Raw genomic sequence first — 1,420 nt, 5'->3', positions numbered from 1 at the left:
GCTACCAAAAACTCAATATTTTCTTGAGGGCATTGCCAGAAACAATATAAATCATAATTTAAGTCATTAATCCAATAGGTTTTTATTTGTTGTCCAAAGAGTTGCTTAACAGCAAAAAATACAGAACCCCCACCAAAAAAAGGTTCTCGATATTCCCTAATATTGACAGGAATTTGCGGCAGAATTTGCTTAATTGCCCGGGATTTCCCCCCGGGATAACGCAAGGGACTTTTAATTGTTGACATTTTATACTAAATCCGTTTATTAAAGACTGATTATCTATTCCCCCTTTCGCCTTTTGCATGAGTGCCTGTCCTGATATGTAGCCTATACTCATAAGAATTCCGTTTAATTCCACATTTAGGACTCGTATCCTAAGGTTAGCAAAACCACTTCTTCCAATTGGGCAATTATTTCGGGACTCAGTTGTCCCAGTGTGCGGATCAAACGAGTTTTATCCAGCACTCTCATCTGAAAACATAGGGCAACAGAATCTTGGCCGAGTCCACCATTACCCTGTTCTATCAGTAAGCATATAGGCAAAGCAGCGCGACGTTGGTTGGTGGTGAGCGGAATAGCAATGATCGTAGTTGAGAACTGGGAAACAAGGTCATTCTGGAAAATGATGACGGGACGAATGCCCGCTTGTTCAGAACCTTGAGTTGGATTGAGGTCGGCTAACCAGACTTCACCCCGTTTCAGAGGATTAGTCATCATTGGTCTTCTTGATGGAGTATTACTGCATAGTCATTCATACCTTCTTCAGCAAAGGCGCGATCTTCATCAGCAAACTCTGCAAACAGATCGGCCAGTTGCATTGGATCGAGAACAGCCTGATGACGCTGACTGCGAAACTTTAAGAAGGCAATAAAATCAGCCACTTGCTGAAGCTGATTATCAGTTAGTCGATCCAAGTCTTGCTTAAGAGCTTCAGCACTTACTGGCATAGGAAGAAAAAACATTCCGACTTCCCCATTATAAGAGATCCTGGCCAACAGCCGTCTTCAACAAACCCCCATGAGTCCCTGAGCGCGTAGCGGGGTAGGGAGGACGTTCAGACGTTCGGACGTTATCAGTTACTACTGTCTGATTCACCCGCGCTGCTAGACCCATTACCACCTGAAGTTGCCGAGGGATTTGTTAGATTAGGAGTAGGTTTAGGGGTTGTCTGGGAAGCCTTTGGAGGTTGGGGACGTAGCTTGACCACTCCATTCCAACTACGCTTCACAGTTACAGATTGACGATGAGTATCAGAGGATTTTTCTTGGCTCATCGAAAATTTGGGTCTGAAACCCCGTCGTTCTACGACGGCTTTACTGTTAAATATTAGCGCATTTACACGATATATGCTAGAATGTGAGATATGGAGAAAGCCTATTCGTTTCGATTTTACCCAACACCAGAACAAGAGTCGCTATTG

At 43.8% G+C, this 1,420-nt stretch carries 4 protein-coding genes; 1 reads left to right on the top strand and 3 read right to left on the bottom strand.

What is annotated here, in order from left to right; translation table 11 throughout:
* The 3 genes from PX481_RS09755 to PX481_RS09745 all read right to left on the bottom strand — a co-directional run.
* On the bottom strand, positions 1-245 hold a 245-nt coding region (locus tag PX481_RS09755; protein WP_288094502.1), incomplete at its 3' end, for a DNA adenine methylase.
* A 115-nt stretch (positions 246-360) separates the two neighbouring features.
* A complete protein-coding gene (locus PX481_RS09750; protein WP_002760242.1) occupies positions 361-717 on the bottom strand; it encodes a type II toxin-antitoxin system PemK/MazF family toxin in 357 nt (118 codons plus the stop codon).
* Positions 714-962: a hypothetical protein gene (locus PX481_RS09745; protein ID WP_002760243.1), complete on the bottom strand. Its 249-nt coding sequence runs from the start codon at positions 960-962 to the stop codon at positions 714-716. The genes PX481_RS09750 and PX481_RS09745 overlap by 4 nt, the downstream gene beginning before the upstream one ends.
* 401 nt (positions 963-1,363) lie before the next feature.
* Between PX481_RS09745 and PX481_RS29660 the strand changes: the two genes are divergently transcribed.
* On the top strand, positions 1,364-1,420 hold a 57-nt coding region (locus PX481_RS29660), incomplete at its 3' end, for a helix-turn-helix domain-containing protein (protein WP_155119799.1).

The sequence above is a fragment of the Microcystis sp. M53603_WE2 genome, from assembly GCF_030065435.1.
Note: the sequence above shows the minus strand (reverse complement) of the source record. Positions and strands in the feature narration are given on the sequence as shown.

Excerpts from the sequence above, each read along its gene's own strand:
- PX481_RS09745 (WP_002760243.1), bottom strand. The coding sequence starts at position 962 with ATGTTTTTTCTTCCTATGCCAGTAAGTGCTGAAGCTCTTAAGCAAGAC.
- PX481_RS09750 (WP_002760242.1), bottom strand. The coding sequence starts at position 717 with ATGATGACTAATCCTCTGAAACGGGGTGAAGTCTGGTTAGCCGACCTC.